Origin of the sequence: Paenibacillus sp. FSL R5-0623, from assembly GCF_037974265.1 — a bacterium.
Classification (GTDB): domain Bacteria; phylum Bacillota; class Bacilli; order Paenibacillales; family Paenibacillaceae; genus Paenibacillus.
Map to the genome: position 1 here is coordinate 6,724,986 of NZ_CP150233.1, position 18,480 is coordinate 6,743,465.

19 protein-coding genes are annotated in these 18,480 nt (G+C 46.7%); 8 read left to right on the forward strand and 11 right to left on the reverse strand.

What is annotated here, in order from left to right; all coding sequences use genetic code 11:
- Window positions 1-39: 39 nt before the first annotated feature.
- Window positions 40-1,263, forward strand: coding sequence for an MFS transporter (locus tag MKY92_RS29420; protein ID WP_339298563.1), 1,224 nt, complete (start codon window positions 40-42; stop codon window positions 1,261-1,263).
- Window positions 1,264-1,341: 78 nt separating this feature from the next.
- Window positions 1,342-2,124 (forward strand): ABC transporter ATP-binding protein, encoded by a 783-nt coding sequence (locus MKY92_RS29425; RefSeq protein ID WP_339298564.1) that lies wholly within the window; start codon window positions 1,342-1,344, stop codon window positions 2,122-2,124.
- A 195-nt stretch (window positions 2,125-2,319) separates the two neighbouring features.
- Here MKY92_RS29425 and MKY92_RS29430 read toward each other — a convergent pair whose 3' ends face one another.
- The 6 genes from MKY92_RS29430 to MKY92_RS29455 all read right to left on the reverse strand — a co-directional run bounded on the left by MKY92_RS29430 (window position 2,320) and on the right by MKY92_RS29455 (window position 7,309).
- The gene (locus MKY92_RS29430; RefSeq protein ID WP_339298565.1) at window positions 2,320-3,048 is read right to left on the reverse strand and encodes a class I SAM-dependent methyltransferase; all 729 of its coding nucleotides are present in this window, start codon (window positions 3,046-3,048) and stop codon (window positions 2,320-2,322) included.
- Between the two features lie 154 nt (window positions 3,049-3,202).
- Window positions 3,203-4,498 (reverse strand): glycosyltransferase, encoded by a 1,296-nt coding sequence (locus MKY92_RS29435; RefSeq protein WP_339298566.1) that lies wholly within the window; start codon window positions 4,496-4,498, stop codon window positions 3,203-3,205.
- Window positions 4,491-4,625, reverse strand: a complete 135-nt coding sequence (locus MKY92_RS29440; protein ID WP_339301956.1) for a hypothetical protein — start codon at window positions 4,623-4,625, stop codon at window positions 4,491-4,493. The genes MKY92_RS29435 and MKY92_RS29440 overlap by 8 nt, the downstream gene beginning before the upstream one ends.
- 28 nt (window positions 4,626-4,653) lie before the next feature.
- Complete coding sequence (locus tag MKY92_RS29445; protein ID WP_339298567.1) at window positions 4,654-5,529, reverse strand: diguanylate cyclase; 876 nt, start codon at window positions 5,527-5,529, stop codon at window positions 4,654-4,656.
- A gap of 128 nt (window positions 5,530-5,657) precedes the next feature.
- The gene (locus tag MKY92_RS29450) at window positions 5,658-6,767 is read right to left on the reverse strand and encodes a glycosyl hydrolase family 8 (RefSeq protein ID WP_339298568.1); all 1,110 of its coding nucleotides are present in this window, start codon (window positions 6,765-6,767) and stop codon (window positions 5,658-5,660) included.
- A gap of 101 nt (window positions 6,768-6,868) precedes the next feature.
- A complete protein-coding gene (locus MKY92_RS29455) occupies window positions 6,869-7,309 on the reverse strand; it encodes a MarR family transcriptional regulator (RefSeq protein WP_339301952.1) in 441 nt (146 codons plus the stop codon).
- A gap of 185 nt (window positions 7,310-7,494) precedes the next feature.
- On the opposite strand from MKY92_RS29455, the gene MKY92_RS29460 reads away from it, so the two are divergent.
- Window positions 7,495-7,935: a GNAT family N-acetyltransferase gene (locus tag MKY92_RS29460; RefSeq protein ID WP_339298569.1), complete on the forward strand. Its 441-nt coding sequence runs from the start codon at window positions 7,495-7,497 to the stop codon at window positions 7,933-7,935.
- A 170-nt stretch (window positions 7,936-8,105) separates the two neighbouring features.
- Here MKY92_RS29460 and rlmN read toward each other — a convergent pair whose 3' ends face one another.
- The 3 genes from rlmN to greA form a co-directional block, all read right to left on the reverse strand.
- A complete protein-coding gene (rlmN, locus tag MKY92_RS29465; protein ID WP_221820042.1) occupies window positions 8,106-9,200 on the reverse strand; it encodes a 23S rRNA (adenine(2503)-C(2))-methyltransferase RlmN in 1,095 nt (364 codons plus the stop codon).
- Between the two features lie 177 nt (window positions 9,201-9,377).
- A complete protein-coding gene (locus MKY92_RS29470; protein ID WP_221820043.1) occupies window positions 9,378-10,733 on the reverse strand; it encodes a sodium-dependent transporter in 1,356 nt (451 codons plus the stop codon).
- Window positions 10,734-11,016: 283 nt separating this feature from the next.
- The gene (gene greA / locus MKY92_RS29475; protein ID WP_221820044.1) at window positions 11,017-11,493 is read right to left on the reverse strand and encodes a transcription elongation factor GreA; all 477 of its coding nucleotides are present in this window, start codon (window positions 11,491-11,493) and stop codon (window positions 11,017-11,019) included.
- A 289-nt stretch (window positions 11,494-11,782) separates the two neighbouring features.
- On the opposite strand from greA, the gene MKY92_RS29480 reads away from it, so the two are divergent.
- Both MKY92_RS29480 and MKY92_RS29485 read left to right on the forward strand, forming a co-directional pair.
- A complete protein-coding gene (locus MKY92_RS29480; RefSeq protein WP_339298570.1) occupies window positions 11,783-12,655 on the forward strand; it encodes an arylamine N-acetyltransferase in 873 nt (290 codons plus the stop codon).
- An 80-nt stretch (window positions 12,656-12,735) separates the two neighbouring features.
- Entirely contained in the window at window positions 12,736-13,422 is a 687-nt protein-coding gene (locus tag MKY92_RS29485; protein WP_339298571.1) for a 4'-phosphopantetheinyl transferase superfamily protein, read from the forward strand.
- A gap of 173 nt (window positions 13,423-13,595) precedes the next feature.
- Here the strand turns inward: MKY92_RS29485 and MKY92_RS29490 are convergent, their stop codons facing one another.
- Complete coding sequence (locus tag MKY92_RS29490; RefSeq protein ID WP_221820284.1) at window positions 13,596-14,342, reverse strand: Bax inhibitor-1/YccA family protein; 747 nt, start codon at window positions 14,340-14,342, stop codon at window positions 13,596-13,598.
- Between the two features lie 207 nt (window positions 14,343-14,549).
- The gene (locus MKY92_RS29495) at window positions 14,550-14,906 is read right to left on the reverse strand and encodes a nucleotide excision repair endonuclease (protein ID WP_076213814.1); all 357 of its coding nucleotides are present in this window, start codon (window positions 14,904-14,906) and stop codon (window positions 14,550-14,552) included.
- A gap of 673 nt (window positions 14,907-15,579) precedes the next feature.
- Between MKY92_RS29495 and MKY92_RS29500 the strand changes: the two genes are divergently transcribed.
- From MKY92_RS29500 to MKY92_RS29510, 3 genes are read left to right on the forward strand one after another with little or no spacing between them, the layout of a single operon-like run.
- Window positions 15,580-17,031, forward strand: a complete 1,452-nt coding sequence (locus tag MKY92_RS29500; RefSeq protein WP_339298572.1) for a PLP-dependent aminotransferase family protein — start codon at window positions 15,580-15,582, stop codon at window positions 17,029-17,031.
- Window positions 17,032-17,043: 12 nt separating this feature from the next.
- On the forward strand, window positions 17,044-17,964 hold the full coding sequence (locus tag MKY92_RS29505) for a D-alanine--D-alanine ligase (RefSeq protein ID WP_339298573.1): 921 nt from the start codon (window positions 17,044-17,046) through the stop codon (window positions 17,962-17,964).
- Window positions 17,961-18,419 (forward strand): GNAT family N-acetyltransferase, encoded by a 459-nt coding sequence (locus MKY92_RS29510; RefSeq protein ID WP_260632665.1) that lies wholly within the window; start codon window positions 17,961-17,963, stop codon window positions 18,417-18,419. Before MKY92_RS29505 ends, MKY92_RS29510 begins: the two co-directional genes overlap by 4 nt.
- The last annotated feature ends 61 nt before the right edge of the window (window positions 18,420-18,480 follow it).

Genomic DNA, 18,480 nt, shown 5'->3' on the forward strand with positions numbered 1-18,480 from the left:
TCTTTTATCATAGAAAAAAATAATTCGAGGTGATCTCCCATGGCTCAGGCCACTTTAAGCAAAATGCAAATCAACTCCTCCGCCAATTGGGCACTCGCCGGAGTCAGCTTCGCCCATCTGCTGAATGATGCGATGCAGACAGTTGTTCCGTCTGCATTCCCGCTATTCCAGCAGACCATGCAGCTCAGTTTCGCCCAGATGGGCTGGATTGCCTTCACCCTGAATATTACCGCATCCGTTCTTCAGCCACTGGTGGGTTATATGTCAGACCGCAAGCCAATGCCGATCCTGCTTCCCGGAGGCATGTTATTCTCCCTGATCGGTGTTCTCGGCTTAGCCTTGTCTTCCGAGTTATGGATGCTGCTTGTTGCGGCAGCATTGATTGGCATAGGCTCATCCATCCTCCATCCCGAATCCTCACGCGTGGCTCATATGGCGGCTGGTCGTGGACGCGGAATGGCGCAGTCGATCTTCCAGGTGGGAGGCAACACAGGGCAGGCCATTGCTCCATTACTGGTCGCCTTCATCCTGCTGCCACATGGGCAGCGTAGTTTTCTATGGCTGATGGGCTTTGCCCTGATCGGCATCTTCATTCAGTCTATGGTCAGTCGTTGGTACAGAGACAAGCTTGCCGAGACTCACATTCGTCAGCAACGCCCTCTAAAATCAAGCGGCGCAGGGCCAGCAGCTGGGCCTGTGAGCAGGGGATTCATCGCTTTTACAATGGGAATTCTCATCCTGCTGCTGTTCTCCAAATTCGTATATATTGCTGGCATGACCGGGTACTATGCCTTCTATTACGCTGATGCCTATGGCTTGCCTCTCTCCCAGGCACAGATCTGTCTGTTTATTTTGCAATTTGCAGGTATGGTCGGAACCTTGCTTGGCGGCCCACTTGCTGACCGCTACGGACGCAAACCGATGATCTGGTTCTCCATTGCAGGCACTGCACCGTTTTCCCTGCTGTTACCTTATGCAGGACCCGTCTTGTCCATGGTATTGTGCGGAATGATTGGAATAATCCTGATGTCCGGCTTCAGTGTCATCATTGTTTATGCACAGGAATTGCTTCCTCGTCATATTGGAACGGTATCCGGATTGTTTTTTGGCCTGTCGTTCGGAATGGCTGGACTTGGCTCGGTTGTGTTAGGTTCCTTAATTGACGTGACCAACATTTCGTTTGTTATCAAGTTATGTTCGTTTTTGCCACTGCTTGGTGTGTGTGCTGTATTTCTGCGCAAGGACCAACCAAGAACAGTGTGATAACCGTTGAAACCTCTTTTGTTTTGTGACTACAATACTTCTAGGAGAATTGAGGATAACGGAAGGAAGGAATAACGTATGATTATTGATGTACAGCATGTCACTTGGAAAAGGGGACCTCTTACCCTGCTGAACGATGTAAGCTGGCAAGTTAATGACGGTGAACACTGGGCGTTGCTTGGCCTGAATGGCTCCGGCAAAACAACACTCCTGAACATGATCACCGGATATCTCTGGCCAACCGAAGGCAAGATATCCGTGTTAGGCCATGAATATGGTGATGTGGATCTGAGACAGCTTCGCAAATCCATCGGCTGGGTCAGTTCATCTCTGCAAGAGAAATTGCATGGCACAGACCGCACGCAGTATGTCGTGATCAGCGGCAAACACGCCACCATTGGCCTTTATGACAAGATGTCAGATGATGATCTGGATCAGGCACAGGAATTAATGCAAACGCTGGGCTGTCAGCACCTGTGGGATCGCGAATATCGTACCTGTTCTCAAGGGGAGAAACAGAAACTTCTCATTGCCCGAGCACTTATGGCCAATCCGCGCGTACTTATTCTGGACGAGCCTTGCAATGGACTGGATCTGTTCTCAAGAGAACGACTGCTGGAGAGTATTCGTGAATTGTCCCAGCGACCCGATACCCCTTCGCTCATCTATGTCACCCATCATACCGAGGAAATATTGTCCGTCTTTAGTCACAGCCTTTTGCTGCGCCGAGGTGAAGTTGTCAGTAGCGGATTAACTGGCGATCTGATGAACACGGAAGTACTGAGCAACTTCTTCGAGGCACCTGTGGAAGTTGATCGGCACGGGGAACGTGTCTATGTGAGAGCTGCGGCGGAATCATAATCGAGGGTTATACACAGTAAACGTATCAAAGGTATCGAAACATAACAGTAAAAGCCCAATATCTTATCCACATGTGGATAGATTTCGGGCTTTTTACTGCTATATCTAGTGTTATCCACCGTTTTCTGTGTAGAACTTTCTAATTTATGAGTATAACTTAGTTATGTCCTTCTATTTATCTATACACATCACTATCTACTTCCGGGCACTTAAAAACAGAAACAATGGGATACGCTGCCTGCGTAGATAGGTTTCCTCGTTTACAAAATAAGCACGTTGTGGTGCTGACTCGCGCAAATGTTCTACACGGAATCCTGCCCGCTGCAATGCCATAAAGTATGATTCAATGGATCGATGCATCTTTTTCACAGAACCGCCCAGCCACTGCTGCTCCCGATATCCTTCTACAAAATACTGATCAACCACCCAATCCGTTCGTGTGCCGGAGGGTTGCAGTGTGGACGTGATCACAGGATGTTCTACCGAGAATACAAATGTCCCGTTCTCTTTCAAAGTATTGTATATGTTGTGGAACAGGCTCTCCACATCTTCAATATAGTGAACAGCAAGTCTCGATATAACCAGATCGTACGCTCCGGCCGGGTAGGCCCAGTCTTCCATGAACGCTTGCTCAATCCGGGCATTTAATCCTTTTACTGATTCATTAGCTGCCTGAATCATATTCACAGAACCCTCAATCCCCGTATATGATGCATCTTCGGGCTCCCTACTCAGCAATTCTGCGGCAAACCTTGCATCTCCACAACCAAGGTCCAGTATGTTCTTGCCGGCAACATCTCCAATCAACTCCAGCATCACCGGCTTCTCCAATGTATCATTGGCGTTCTCCTGCCAGTTGCGACGTTCCATATACTTCTCAAAGTTCGCCTCATCATCGTAAAAGTCCGATCCTCTGTCCTTCATTCTGTGACCCTCCATTTCGGATAAGCATGCTTCATACTTACAGCCTGTAAGAGTATACAGAATGTGGATGTGTCTGACTATAACAAAAAAAAGCTGTTGTCTGGAGTTGTCCAGTAACAGCCTTTCTGCCTTACACTTCTACAATTTTCGCCGATTAGCCAAAACGTTCTGTTTTGTACCATTTGCTTTCGCGTTTCCGAATCTTGTCCATGATCAAGGAGTAGAAAGCCTTGATCGAGATCAGGATGAACAGCTGTGCATACGTGAAATAGGATACGCAGGCGTAGATGAAATTACGGGTATTGCTCTGTCCAATATCTGCGGCAAGTGCCAGGTTAATCTGTAACACGTAAATAAAGTACATGAGTGCCCAACCAATGACCAGGAATACATACGCATCGCCGGCAAACTGGAACGGTGAACTTACCTCCGGTTTAAATATGGCAATGATCCGATAAACCAGATTCACGAGAAATATAATATCCGATACTATGATCGCAAGCATAAACCAGAAATAACTGACGGCATAATAGATGACCAGCAACTTATTACGCCAACTGGAACGGTTAAACAAGTTATGAATGTTATCCAGTACCACCTGGTAGTTCCCCTTGGCCCAGCGTTCGCGCTGCTTCATGTATACACTAAGCTGTTCCGGCTCCTGCTGATAGGCTTCCGCTTGTGGCGCAAGAGCCACAAACTGTCCGCGATTCAAAATCTCGAATGACAAAGCCGTATCTTCTGTAATGGCTGTCACATCCCAGCCACCAATCTCCCGGATCAACTCGGTTTTGATAATGTAATTCGTTCCCGGGATGGAACCCAGCTGGAACAATTCCCACAGACCCGTGTGATACACACGTTGCGAAGTGATGATCTCCAGATTGATGCATTTGGAGAGGAAATTCTGTCCTCTGTTGCGTGCTTTGTTTCTGCCAAAAACCACGCCATATTGTTCAGGGTTCTCAAGCGATTTTTGTGTCAAAAACATTAATGAATTCCGTTCAGGTGCGGCATCTGCATCGAAGATACAGATCCAGTCGCCCGTGGCAATTTCCAGTCCGTCATTTAATGCGCCGGACTTGCCACCTGTTCCTTTCCGCTCCATTACCGTCACATTACGATGCATATAACTGGTCTGACTGAGGAATGATCTCAGCTTCTCTGCGGTATCATCTGTACAGTTATCCGCGATCACGATGACCTGAACTTTATCCTCCGGATAATTCAGGCGCAGGATGTGCTCTACCGTCGCAACAATGACCAGACCCTCGTTATGCGCAGGTACCATGACCGTGACTGTTGGATAATGATCCATATCTTCAGGGATCTGAATCCCTTTTTTGTCCTGTTTATTAATAAAACGAATCGCACCTGCCATAATAACAATCGACTCGAATACGGCAATCCAGATACTAAATATGGATAATATTAAAATAAAATCAGCCACTTACTTTCCTCCGATCATACTTGCGAATAACTTTCGACCGAAAGCGAAGGGTTGCAATTGTTAACCAGATCGTGAATACCGCAAATAAAGAACTGACGGCGATACAGATCGGGATGAACCAGGACATATAGTCCACAGCGCCTCTCTCCTTCCCGTTATATATATTCTCCGATGAGATCGGTCTCTGTGTTTCGTTCAAGGGCAGCAATAACCGCGTCAATATCCTCGTACTTGCTGAATTGCTCTTTTTGGAATACCAGAGCACCAGAGCGTATCACCGTCTGCAGTTCATTTCCCTTTTTATCAAAAATTTGAAGATCCATAATGGCTTTTTTGATCCGCTGTGTAAGAAGTGGAAGATATTCCACATTCACCATTGGACATATGATGACAAAACGCCCACGATCCACGAAAAATTTATAATCTTCATACCGAATCTGCTTCTGGATCGTACCCGAGATTTCAAGCAGAAACTGTGCATACCGGACAGAACCGAGGGATTCCATCACCAGTGGCAAGAATTCTATCTTGAACATGGCCATGCTGAATCCATACTTTTCGGAGTACCTACGAGCAAGATTACTGTGTTTGATTAACGTATCTGCCAGAGCTCCTTTATTACCAAGCGTGGTATCCAGATCGATTTCCGGGTTACGATCCTGCATATCCTGAAGACGTTCCACTACACGCGCACTGCGCAGCAGACTTACCTTGATGAACGCAGCCACGGCAACGTTGGCAGGGATGAGCAACCACCAGGAGAATACAAGCACATTTGCATCAGCATAAGTAACAAGCCACACAAAATAAGAAACCAGATATACAAACCCCGTCACGACGGATACACCAACAGGCAGAAAAAGACCAAAAACCAAGGCACCCAGCGACACGATACTAAAAATCAAATCCCCTGTAGTGTAGCTCTGATCCATGTACACTTTAAGATAAATCATCAGTTGCTGCATGAGGGCTAGTCCAATTAAAAGGGCATATCCCCACGCAATACGGCGGGTAGGCGCTTTATTCCTCATAGTTCCTTCTCTCCGTTGAATTTTTAGGACGCTTGTTCAACCTCACTTCTTTTATATCACAACAATTTATGACATGTTTAGACAAAGCTATGCTAACACATTGCAGTATTCATTAAATGACAAAATCCTTACTTTTTAATACTTTTCTGTAAATTGACTTCTCCCAATAAAGGAAAAAGATTATCAAACAGATGTGTGTTACCGTCAAATACATATCCACCTGGATAACGAGTGTCCTTACCACGCAACGTAGTCATATGGTTATACAACTGTTTGGCCCATTTTGGATCACCTGAACGAACAGCGAGTAAGATGGCGAGGCCATATACCGAGGAAGATTCATAAGAGACGGCAGGTGTGCGTGATTCTCGGTTATACTGTCCGGGCAGCTGATGCCGGGTGTTGAACTCCTTTTTCAAAAAAGAAATGAGCTTGTCCGGTTTGCGATCGGTCACGGTTAGATGATTCGCCACAATCAACTGGTCGATCAGATTCACCGTATCATCATACGCATATTTTTTATGGACTACATCGAAGGTCTTCGGATAGAACAATCCATCGTCAGGCATCTTCTTCAGCAAAGCTTCGTACTTGGCATAGGTTCCCGGTTCCACCATCTGATGTTTTTCCATCAATTGAAGAGACGGGAGATCAACATAAACCAGGCTTAATGTATCTGTGGAGTGACCACTCGCAAAATCGTGAAAATCCACATAATATCCTTTATTCTGAACCGATTGCGAAAGTGTACGGGATATTTCCGAAGCCGTTTCCAGCTTGGCTTCTCTTCCTTGTTTCCATTGATCTACTGCCTTTAATAAAGCACCCACAATTCGAAAATCATCGCCAAGCGCGTTGGTAGTCACTTGGGATTCACCTTCGGCATCCAGCTTCCAGGCTATATATTTTTGCGGCATGAGGAAATAGGTGGTCAGCAGTTCATAGCTTTCTTCGAATAACGCCTGATCATTCTTGGCCACAGCATATTGCATCCAAAGACCAAGTGACTCAGATAAAGCCTCTCTGCCTGCTACGATATCCGCTCTCTCTGAGGTAGCATCTTGCAAATAGGTTGCAATTGTACCATTGGGATTAGTCATATGATCTTGAACAAAGGATACCGTAGGGGATGATTCATTCATCACGAACCGCTCCTTCACAAAAATAATTAACGCTGCCGTGATACTGACTGACAATATGATCCACCACGTTAGCCTTTTCCGGTTTACCCGTTTCATGGCTCCCTCCTGGACTGATGTTTCTCTGGCATAATGGCTCTTATCCTTTAGATAGGTTCGGCTAGAGTCTGGGATGGAGGGGTCAAGGATCGTTCCTCTGTTCATTCCGAAATATCCATGTAGGATCGTCGTCCACCCTTTTTGACAAATTTCCAGTCCACCTCGATATTATGGCGCATTCGACGGAGAAGCATGACCGCGGTCTCGATCTCTTCCTCCGTCAGACCATCCAGCGTCACCTGATCCGAATGTACGCCCTCTTTACGAATGAATTCCCATGCTTCCAGCCCAGCTTCGGTGGGATACAACACCTTATTCTTCTTATTACCCATTGCTGGCTGTTTAATAATGAATCCATCGGATTCGAGTTTGCTAATAGCTCTGGCCGCCGTCGTGCGATCCACTTTGATCAGTTCAGCAAGCTGATTCGGTATAATGCCCGGATTCTCACAGATTCGATACAGATATAGATATTGTCCACGGGACAGGTTCAAATGCTGAAACTCGACGTTACTGATTGAATCCAGACAGCGGGCAATCATACCAATTTCACGCAGCACTTCTTTTTTCTCAGTCAACACACTCACGCCCCTATAAAATTGTTGCATTCGCAACATAATTGATGGTATAACTACTGTTGAAAAGAACGAGATTCGTTCCACATTCCTGTTATGTACCAGTTTATCACGTCAGGATAACATTACGATCACCCAAAGGAGAAACATTCATGAATACAACGATTGTTGAAGTTAATAACCAGGAATTGCTCGATGCCTGCTTCGCCATTCGCACCGCTATTTTTGTTGAAGAACAAGGTGTACCCGCAGCGGATGAATTCGATGCTTATGATACATTAGAAGCGGAGGCGCGCCATATTCTGCTCTACGTAGACGGAGTACCTGCTGCTTCCTCCAGACTGCGCATTGTGGAACAGGTCGCCAAATTGGAACGGATCTGTGTCATGCTCGATTACCGTAAACACGGCCTGGGCCGTGTGCTGATCGACAAGCTGGAACAGATGGCTGTTGCTGAAGGTCTTGAGAAAGCCAAGCTGCACGCACAGGTACAAGCTTCCGGGTTCTACGAACGTCTTGGATATGCACCCGCGTCGGAAGTATTTATGGAAGACGGCATTCCCCATCTGCTGATGACCAAAAAACTGAAATAAATGACATTCCAAAAAACGCCTCCGTTATCACTTCTCAGTGATATACAGAGGCGTTTTGCATTCAAGCAACGCATTCATGAGTGACTACAACGGTAAATAGCATGTACAAAGTATAGGCACTGATTATAATAACCATGCATTCTACTTACTTGCCAGCTCCGTGCTGTGCCTTATCCCATTGCCAGACGGTCTGGCTCGGATTCGGCAGCGTTGTTCTTCATTTGTTTACTACGCAACTGCCCGCAGGCGGCATCGATATCGGTACCATGTTCCATACGTACAGTCGAGTTGATGTTGTTCTTTTTGAGTGTATCATAGAAGCCCAGAATCGATTCTTCTGTACTCCGTTGATACTGACTGTGCTCATCCACCGGGTTGTATGGGATCAGATTCACACTGACCATACTTCTGCGACTGGACAACAGTTCAGCGAGCTCCGCGGCATGCTCACGTTGATCGTTAACATCACGCAATAGGATGTACTCAAACATGATACGTTTGTTCGTTGTAGCCAAATAATAATCCACCGCATCCATCAATTGCTCAATCGGGAAAGCCCGGTTGATCTTCATGATGTGTGTGCGCAGTTCATTATTCGGTGCATGCAGAGAGATCGCCAGATTAACCTGCAGACTGCTGTCTGCAAATTCCTTGATTTTGTCCGGAAGGCCACTCGTGGACACAGTAATCCGTTTGGCGGCAAGTGCCAGTCCTTTGCGATCTTTAATGACCTCGATGAAATCACTCATGTGCTGGAAGTTATCAAATGGTTCACCAATACCCATCACAACCACGTTGGTTACCCGTTCGTCTTGACCCGCTGCATCCAGATGTCGCTGCACATGCATAATCTGTTCCACAATCTCTCCAGCGGTCAGGTCTCGGCTCTTCTTGATCAGACCGCTCGCACAGAAGCTACAACCAATATTACAGCCCACTTGTGTGGTCACACAAACGGTAAGCCCGTATTTTTGCCGCATCAATACCGTCTCAATCAGGTTGCCATCCTGCATCCGAAGCAGAAATTTCACGGTACCATCTGCTGATTCCTGCTTCACATGTTCGCTCAGAGAGTTCATTGTGAAATGCTCGGAGAGTACATCCAGACATTCCTGACGGACATCAGACATCGCAGGAAAATCGTGTACACGCTCTTGATATAACCATTCCCAGATCCGGGATGCACGGGATTTCTTCTGCCCATGCTCCGGCAGCCAGGAACGTAATTGCTCTAATGTTAATCCATATATGGATGACTTGTTCATTGTATAATCCTCTTTTCGCTAAAAAGCTATGGCTTATCGGTCCTACCCAAAAAACCTCTACTCCGTATTGTCCCAAAATTGAAGCGGGAAAACAAGGGCTTTAGCATTTCTTCCAAGAGGTTTTATCTATGGCAAATCTGCACAACAGACAACATTTATACCTATCTGGTCTTCAGTTTAGAAGTGAATGATACCGGAAGTGTGCAGTAGAACCAGCAGAACCAGGATCGGTGCCACGTAACGAAGCATGAACAACCACACCCGGAACCATCCGGAACGCAGTCCTGAAGCTTCCGCAGCCGTTTTCCAGAAGTATCCGGCAAAAATCGTCACAAGCAATCCACCCACAGGCAGCAGGATGTTGGATGCTACAAAGTCCATCCAGTCGAACACACTCTTCGATCCAATGGTCCATTCAGGCAGCAAGCCGAGCGACAATACTGAGGGAAGTCCCACGATGAAGACTGCGAGTGATATCACCCATACTGCCCGACTGCGGCTCCAGGACAGACGTTCCATGAAATATTTCACCGGAACTTCCAGCAAGGATACTCCCGAAGTCAATGCGGCAATAGCCAGCAGGATGAAGAACAGTCCGCCAAACAGGAATCCAAGCGGCATAGCCGAGAAGGCTGCCGGAAGCGCTATAAAGATGAGTGACGGTCCTTGGTCCGGTGCAATACCAAACGAGAATGTCGTTGGGAAGATGATCAGGCCGGCAATGAACGCATAGAGCAGGTCACCCGCCCCAACAGCGATGGTGGCTGCTCCGAGTGATTGATTTTTGTCCACATACGAACCATAGGTTATTAGAATACCCATACCGAGTGACAGCGAGAAGAAGGCATGTCCGAGCGCCACCAACGCTGATTCCGTTGTAAGTTGTGAGAAATCAGGATTCAGGAAAAAGGAAACCCCTGCTCCTGCACCAGGTAACGTTACGGCCCGGATCATCAAGACAATGAGCAACACCAGCATGGCGGGAATTAACACTTTGTTAAACTTCTCAATCCCGTTAGATACCCCTTTGGCTACAATCCAGCCTACGATAAGTACCGAGACCAGTTGCCACACGATCGGCATATAACCGCCTACGAAGGAATTGAATTGTCCCGCATAATCCGGATTGTTAAACAATGTCCCACTGAAGGACGTAATCGCATATTGCAAGGTCCAGCCTGCAATAATGACATAAAAAGAAAGGATGATAAAAGGTGTCAGTACTTGCAGCAAACCGGCTGCGAGCCAGCCTTTATGTCCGCCTGCTTTGATAAAAGCAGTTGCAGCACTTCCTCTGCCACTACGACCAATCGCAAGTTCTGCGAGCAGCACCGGCAGACCAATCAGCAGCAAACAAACGATGAAGAGCAGGAAAAACGCAGCTCCTCCGTTCTCCCCCGTAATGTACGGGAATTTCCACATGTTACCCAGACCAACCGAACTACCAATGGCTGCCAGAATGAATCCGGCGCGAGAGAAGCGCTCACCTTTGCCAGTGTTGTCTTGATCGAGATTAGGCTTACTAAAATTCATCGTATCTACTCCATCACTTTAAAGTTTTCCCGTAATTATATACTACTCACCTTGTCAGGTCATTCGAAATTCGAAATTTGTCGAAATGTTATTTTTTTACATATAAAACAAACGGAAATCTTCATCTCATAAGTTCCTTAAACACAGTATGTGATAAAGTCCGTTAGTCCAACCGTATGAAGTTACAACAAACCCATATTCACAAACGTTCAAAGCCCAATAGAATCAAAAAGAGGTGTCCCGTCAGCCACTTGGATGACTGCGGAGCACCTCTCTTTTTGAATTACACTTTGATTTGAAGTAACTCGTACTTGATAACGCCCATCGGAGCATTGACATGAATGACGCTGCCCACTTCTTTGCCCATCAATTCCTTGCCCAGCGGGCTCTCGTACGAAATTTTATTATCCGCAACATCGGCCTCGGCAGGACCAACCACTTTATATTCAATCTTCTCGGCGAACTCAATGTCATTAAGTAACACCGTCGATCCAATGCTCACTTTGTTGGAGTCTATATTGTCTGAAGAGATGACTCTTGCTTTTGTCAACATCTTCTCCAGAATCAAAATCCGTGTCTCCATAAAGGCCTGATCATCTTTGGCTGAATGATACTCACTATTTTCCTTCAGGTCACCGTAACTGATCGCGAGTTTCAGACGAGCTGCCAGTTCCTTACGCTTCACCGTCTTCAAATCCTTCAGTTCGTCCTCCAGCTTTTCCAAGCCTTCCTGTGTCAAAATCACTTCATCATTAGCCATTTTTCCATCTCCTAATCCTGCTATCTATCTATATTCTAACCTATATCCACTCCAAAGGGTTAGCATACCCCGGAAAAAGAAATAGCTCATCCATATATTGTATTCCAATGAAATCAGAACCATGTCCATCTCTTGAGATGATTTTCAAGGCTATGTTCAATAATTGTACCGTTACAATCTGCGCAACTGATGATGTTGTTTTCATCCGTTCACTTTTACAATGAACTCAGGGCAGCAGACGTTTTACAATCATCGCTTGCAGCCCACTATATGACGTGAGGTGATCTGAATGATTGAACTATTGAATGCATCTGAAATACAAGCCTACCTGAGACGGATTGGCATTGATGTTATAAAGAAACCTACACTGGAATTCTTATTTGAACTCCAACGAGCACATGTGCAATATTTATCCTGGCAAACGGTCGATATTTTTGCAGGTCGTCCTGCGGGAATCAGTCTTCAAGAATCGATTCAACTTATATTACAGGGAAGCAGCGGCTACTGCTTTCATCTGAATGGTGCATTTAGTGTTCTTCTCCGCTCGCTGGGATATACGGTTAATTGGCATCGCGGGGGAGTACAGCCTCATGGGGAACACCCCCGTGTGAACTCATTCCATCTCGGTCTGTCTGTGCTGCTGCCGAATGCTGACCCGACAGTTGAGCGCTGGATTGTAGATGTAGGTCTGGGCGGAATGCCCTTTGAACCTCTACCACTTCGTTATGGAACCTATGGTTCAGCTCCGTTCACGTATCAGTTAATGCCATCATCTGTTGCTGCTGAGGGATGGCGGCTTGAGTACGAGCCGAATGGTCCGAGTGAAGGAGTCGACTATGCTCCCGAGATAGTCCACGATCTGGGGGAGTTCATTCCCAAACATGAATTCTACAGTCGGGCGGCCGAATCACCTTGGCATAACGCATTTTTACTTCGTCAGCGAGATGAGATCCGCAGTCATGAACTACGTGGATGTATGCTTCGAACACATGATATCGATGGAATCCGGAAAACGGAGATCCAGAGTTATACCGAATGGCGTAACGTATTAACTGAAATATTCCATGAACCATTGGTGAACTACAGCGAACTGGAATGCCAGGACATATGGGAGCGAGTGCAGGATACACATATGGAATGGAAACAAGCGCAAGAAGCATGATGATTTGGGAGGAAGATTGAGGGTCCAATCCATATAAAGGAAAGTTGTTGAACTTCGCCGAATACGTATTCAGGTGATTAATGATGATAACTATTCGTGTGCTCCAAGTTCCAGAAGTATTGCCCGAGGCGTACTGGAACCACTTTTTGTCGCAAGTTTCTGCCGAGCGACGTGCTCAGGCTTCGCGTTTTGTGCGTCAGGCTGACGCGTATCGCTCCGTGCTGGGAGAGATATTGACTCGTGTGACTTTGAGCAAGTTAACTGGACTGAGACCTGCTGAGCTTTCTTTTACCCGTAATTCCTACGGCAAACCTTCGCTCAGTCACCATTCGGATGTACCATTCAACGTCTCCCATTCTGGTGATTGGATTGCGCTGATCTCCGGCAGTACAGATGAACTGGGCGTGGATGTGGAAAAAATAGCTCCAATTGACATGCAGATTGCAGAGCGTTTCTTCTCTCCTAAGGAGAGCCAGTTCTTGGCTGCGGAGCCTGACGATCGTCAGCTGGAAACCTTCTACCGTCTATGGACGCTGAAGGAAAGTTATATCAAGGCAGTCGGTATGGGCCTGTCTATACCACTGGACTCCTTCGCCATCCTTCCCAATGAGCGGGAAGATTGGCATTGCGAGCAGGCTTCGGCACATCGCTTCTATAGTCAGCGTTTGGATGATCAGCATATGCTTGCAGCCTGTTCAGCTGGGGGAGAGCTGCCGAGCAAGCCGGAAATTGTAACCTTGGAGAATCTGTATACGGATTTGGTTTAGTGCGCGGCTAGGTGGGGCTTAACGAGTTGGAATCAGTTGAGTTATGTAAGAGGCCGCCATTAATAATATCCTGCTAAGGTTAATCAAAAAAGCTAACGACGTGAGTATCACGCGTTAGCTTTTTAGCTTTAAATACACACTCCGTTTACGTCTATCTGACGCATTGAATAGGACTAGTCCCGGCTCCGCAATTTGCCAAGCAGACGGATGATCTCAATGTACAGCCAAACCAGTGTAACCATCAATCCAAATGCACCGTACCACTCCATGTACTTGGGCGCACCACGTTCAGCACCACCCTCGATGAAGTCAAAATCAAGGACCAGATTGAGAGCAGCCACAATGACGATAACGACCGAAATACCGATGCCGATCAAGCTGTTATCATGCAGATATGGGATCGTAATGCCGAAGAAACCCAGTACAAAGCTCAGCAGATACATGATCATGATACCGCCAGTTGCAGCCACGACCCCAAGCTTGAAGTTCTCCGTAGCTTTGATCAATCTGGTTTTGTATGCCACCAGCAGAGCGATGAATACAGCCATAGTCAACAAGGCCGCCTGCAAGGTAATTCCGTTATACAGTGACTCATAGGTCGCGGAGAGTGCTCCCAGGAACAGTCCTTCTGCCACGGCATAGACGGGTACCAGATAAGGTGCCGCTACGGGTTTGAACGAAATGACAAGCGCCAGAATGAAACCAACGATTAATCCACCATAAGCAAGCGGCATCACTTGTTGTCCGTTAAAGAACATCATCCAGGTTGCAAATGCACTGCCCAGCAGGATCACCAGCGTAATAAACGCTTTATTCACCGTGCCGTTGATCGTCATGTAATTCTGATATCGATCTTCTCCATATCCTCTGTTTTCAAACGTGCTGTCTTTAAGTGTAGGGTTACCGCTACGACCGATCAACACAATCACCTCGTCATATGTATTTGGTATATCTGTGATACTGGCTTGGGCTTACTACGTTTCAAATTCTACAAGCTATTCCCTCGAAAAGATTAGGATGGCACCAGAAGGAATCGGATGCAATTCTTCGATTACATCCCTACCCCCTGGCGCAACACTTAGGACATATGTCCCAGACATTGCATGTTCATGTGCTTTTTAAGCGTCTTATTTGTACAACACTTTATCTACATTGTATTTCGCACGCATCGTGTTGATGATATACGTCTCGTAAATTTCACGATCTACCGGATCTTCAACCAGGCATACTTCAATCTTCGTTACTTCCTCGCGGTGATTCTTGATTGGTGATACGGTGTCTTCAAAATGCTTTTTGATGCGGGGTCTTAATTTACGTGCTTTACCGACAAATAACAACTCTCCAGCGGCATTGTAAAACATGAAAATCCCGCCTAGTTCCCGAGTAATCAGGTGAAAATCAGTAAATCCATAAATGTGACTAAGCTGTGGATCAACCTGCTTTGTGATGGTTACATCCGGTGTTGGCACAGTAATATTAATCAATAGGCTCACTTCCTCATTATCTATAGGTTTAGATCTTATCACATATTATAAAGGGACACCATTTCATTCTATATGAAGTACAATTCACGCAATTTTCGCTATTACGACAAATATTTCAAAAAAAAGGTTAACTTCCCTGATTCAAAGTGGTACTATAGGGGTATGAGGAAGAAATTGGGCACTGAGACATACGTCTTTATATCTACCTCCGTCTATTGTACCCTATGATTGAAACTCTTTTTCATGCTGAATTCTGTTATGTGATCACGACAAGAGTACAGTTAGCAAGAACCCTAGTTTATAGATTGTAGATTCATCATCTAATCGACCCCTTGCAGCAAGCAAACCTAGGAAGACCTAGATTCATGATTCACTGTAGATTTTAAGTATCACCTAGAAAGCCTGCAATTATAGTCGTACTGAAGTTAATAGACAAACGTAGAAGGTCAGATAGCTATCGATCCTAGAGAGACTAGTCATGCAATACAACTGTAGAAATTATAGCAGCAGTACTATAGAAATTGGATCCAGTTTCACCACAGGCCCCGGCATACTGCCAGGGCTTTTTTGCGTTTGTGCGAACAACCAACCACACTCTCAGGGAAACAGAGGTATCGTGGTTCTTTCTGCTGGGTTTATAATATGGCAAGATACCAGTAGAGGGAGTGATGGGATGTATTCCGATCTGCAACTGACGGAGGACCGCCCTGTATATATACAAGTTAAAGATTATATGAAGCGATTGATGCTCAAAGGCGGCCTGCAAGCCAAACAAAAACTGCCCTCGACCCGTGAACTCAGTACACTCATGAAGGTTAGTCGCAGCACGGTCCTGCTCGCTTATGCCGAGCTTGAAGATGAAGGTCTGATCTATGCAGTCAAAGGCAAGGGCAATTACGTCAGTGCCTCCATCGAAACACCTGAGGCAGCAGCAAGCTGGAAACTGGACTGGACGACAGAGGTAAGCGAGTATGCAATCCAGGCAGAGCAGTACGATCTGATGAAGCATGGCTCCGGAGCAGAGCGCGGCGAGATATCGTTTACCAGCATAGCGCCAGATGAAAAGCTGTTTGATCTGCACAACGTGAAACGGGCTTTTCTGGATCGCATGTCACTTGAAGGCGAAGTACTGCTGAATTACGGATATGCGCAGGGATACAGACCGCTGATGAACTATTTACTACGATATATGGAGAACAAAGGGGTCGACCTCCGTGGCAAGGACATCCTGATCACCAACGGATTCACGGAAGGTTTCGATCTGGTGCTTGGAGCGTTGCGCAAAAAAAGCGGCAAAGCGCTCTGCGAGAATCCAACGCACCACACGGCGATCAAAAATCTAAAACTGCACCAGTTTCACCTGACCGGTGTGAACATGGAGCCAGATGGCCTGGACTTGAAGCAACTGGAACATGAACTTGAGGCAAGTCCATATGATCTGGCGTATCTCGTGCCATCCTATCACAATCCAACCGGGATTGTGACGTCCCCTGCAAAACGGGTAGAGATCATCCGGTTGATGAACAAGTATCAGGTTCCAATCATTGAGGATGGATTCAACGAAGAATTGCGCTATTCCGGTTCGCATGTCTCTCCCCTGATCGCTAGCATGGGCAAGGGCAATGGACTGGTGTATCTGGGTAGCTTCTCCAAAGTCCTGTTCCCAGGTCTGCGGGTGGGTTGGATTATTGCGGATGCGGCGCTGATTGATTATCTGGAGAGTATGAAACGGGCACGCAGCATCCATACCTCCACGCTGGACCAATCGTTATTGTATCAATATCTGAGCAACGGTAATTTCGAGAAATATTTGAAGCGTGCTCGCACAGAGTATAAGCGAAAATATGAATTGGTTGTGCGTTGCCTGAAGCAGCATCTGCCAATGTGCCGGATTTCCGGTGCGGGTGGTCTGCATCTGTTCGTGCAGTTCCCGTCCGAATACAGAACCCGTGAACTGCTGGCAGCCTGTAAAGTGAAAGGTGTGACGTTCACACCAGGGGATACCTTTTATCTGGAACCCGGTCAGGGTGTAAACACGATGCGTCTGGGTTTCTCCAGAGTCAGCGATGAAAATATACGTAAGGGCATTCGCATCATTGGCGAGACAGCAGCTCAAATGAGATAAGGAGGATTTCACATGAAAGTTGGCGTGATTATGGGCGGTACATCTTCAGAGCGGGATATTTCCCTGCTCACCGGACAGGAGATGATTGCAAACCTGAATAGAGACAAATACGAGGTTGTACCCATTGAGCTGAATACCAAGCGCGATCTAATCGACAAGTCAGCGGGGATCGATGTGGCACTGCTTGCCCTGCATGGCAAATACGGCGAAGACGGTACGGTCCAAGGCACGTTGGAATCTCTGGGTATTCCCTACACAGGTTGTGGTGTGCTGGCGAGCAGTGTATGCATGGATAAAGACATGTCCAAACAACTCATGCATCATGCAGGTGTGCTCACCGGAGAATGGCTACGAGTAGGTCATATCGAGGAACTGTCCTCAATTGCTGTTCAACAATTAACGTATCCTGTGGTGGTCAAACCCAATTCAGGCGGTTCCAGCATCGGTACCCAAGTAGTGAAAGAGGCTACCGCCCTGCCCGCTGCTGTGGAGGCTGCCCTCGCCTGGGATGATACAGTCATGATTGAACAGTATATCGAAGGTGAGGAGATTACCTGTGCCATTCTGGATGGTAAGATGCTGCCGGTGATCTCCATTCGTTCGAACGCCGAGTTTTTCGATTATTCTTCCAAATACGATGACCACGGAGCAGATGAGCAGGTTGTGCAATTGCCTGCGGATCTTCACCATCGTGTGGAAGCCGCGGCACTTGCCTGTTATCAGGTGCTCAAATGCAGTGTCTACGCGCGCGTGGATATGATGATTCGCGAAGGTTTGCCTTATGTGCTTGAAGTAAACACGCTGCCGGGTCTTACCCGTAACAGTCTGCTGCCCAAAAGTGCAGCCGCTGCAGGCATTTCTTTTGCAGAGTTGCTGGATACCATTATTGAACTTTCATTGAAGGAAAGACCCAAGGAGGATATAACATTATGAGCCTGGATGTGACGATTAGACATAGCTCCACTACAGATCTGCAAGATATGGTCATTCTGATGGACCAACTTGGTTATCCCACCACGTACGCCGAGATGGAGGAGCGCTATACCCACATTGCTGCAGATGCTAACTTCACCACACTGGTTGCTGAAGCACGCGGACGTGTAGTTGGACTAATCGGATTACAGACGTCTTATCTGTATGAAAAGAACGGAAGACACTGCCGTATCATGGCATTGGTTGTTCACGACCAGTTCAGGGGCTCAGGCATCGGCCGTCAGCTCATTCTGGAAGCCGAACAATGGGCCGCCACGCATGACGTGGACTCCCTGTCTCTGAACAGTGGCAATCGCCCTGAACGTGAAGCTGCACATGAATTCTATCGTCAGATGGGCTTTACAGCCGGGAGTACCGGGTTTAGCAAAAAGCCGCAGATTCTACAGCACACTTAAACTGCGGGATAAGGTATATACACTTCGAATATTACATCAAAAAGAACGCCCCACTCCGCAC

Bases quoted from the DNA above. Each gene is read 5' to 3' on its own strand.
- MKY92_RS29420 (WP_339298563.1), top strand. From the start codon at position 40: ATGGCTCAGGCCACTTTAAGCAAAATGCAAATCAACTCCTCCGCCAAT.
- MKY92_RS29425 (WP_339298564.1), top strand. From the start codon at position 1,342: ATGATTATTGATGTACAGCATGTCACTTGGAAAAGGGGACCTCTTACC.
- MKY92_RS29430 (WP_339298565.1), bottom strand. From the start codon at position 3,048: ATGAAGGACAGAGGATCGGACTTTTACGATGATGAGGCGAACTTTGAG.
- MKY92_RS29440 (WP_339301956.1), bottom strand. From the start codon at position 4,625: ATGTCCTGGTTCATCCCGATCTGTATCGCCGTCAGTTCTTTATTTGCG.
- MKY92_RS29445 (WP_339298567.1), bottom strand. From the start codon at position 5,529: ATGAGGAATAAAGCGCCTACCCGCCGTATTGCGTGGGGATATGCCCTT.
- MKY92_RS29450 (WP_339298568.1), bottom strand. From the start codon at position 6,767: ATGAAACGGGTAAACCGGAAAAGGCTAACGTGGTGGATCATATTGTCA.
- MKY92_RS29455 (WP_339301952.1), bottom strand. From the start codon at position 7,309: ATGATTGCCCGCTGTCTGGATTCAATCAGTAACGTCGAGTTTCAGCAT.
- MKY92_RS29460 (WP_339298569.1), top strand. From the start codon at position 7,495: ATGAATACAACGATTGTTGAAGTTAATAACCAGGAATTGCTCGATGCC.
- rlmN (WP_221820042.1), bottom strand. From the start codon at position 9,200: ATGAACAAGTCATCCATATATGGATTAACATTAGAGCAATTACGTTCC.
- MKY92_RS29470 (WP_221820043.1), bottom strand. From the start codon at position 10,733: ATGAATTTTAGTAAGCCTAATCTCGATCAAGACAACACTGGCAAAGGT.
- greA (WP_221820044.1), bottom strand. From the start codon at position 11,493: ATGGCTAATGATGAAGTGATTTTGACACAGGAAGGCTTGGAAAAGCTG.
- MKY92_RS29480 (WP_339298570.1), top strand. From the start codon at position 11,783: ATGATTGAACTATTGAATGCATCTGAAATACAAGCCTACCTGAGACGG.
- MKY92_RS29485 (WP_339298571.1), top strand. From the start codon at position 12,736: ATGATGATAACTATTCGTGTGCTCCAAGTTCCAGAAGTATTGCCCGAG.
- MKY92_RS29500 (WP_339298572.1), top strand. From the start codon at position 15,580: ATGTATTCCGATCTGCAACTGACGGAGGACCGCCCTGTATATATACAA.
- MKY92_RS29505 (WP_339298573.1), top strand. From the start codon at position 17,044: ATGAAAGTTGGCGTGATTATGGGCGGTACATCTTCAGAGCGGGATATT.
- MKY92_RS29510 (WP_260632665.1), top strand. From the start codon at position 17,961: ATGAGCCTGGATGTGACGATTAGACATAGCTCCACTACAGATCTGCAA.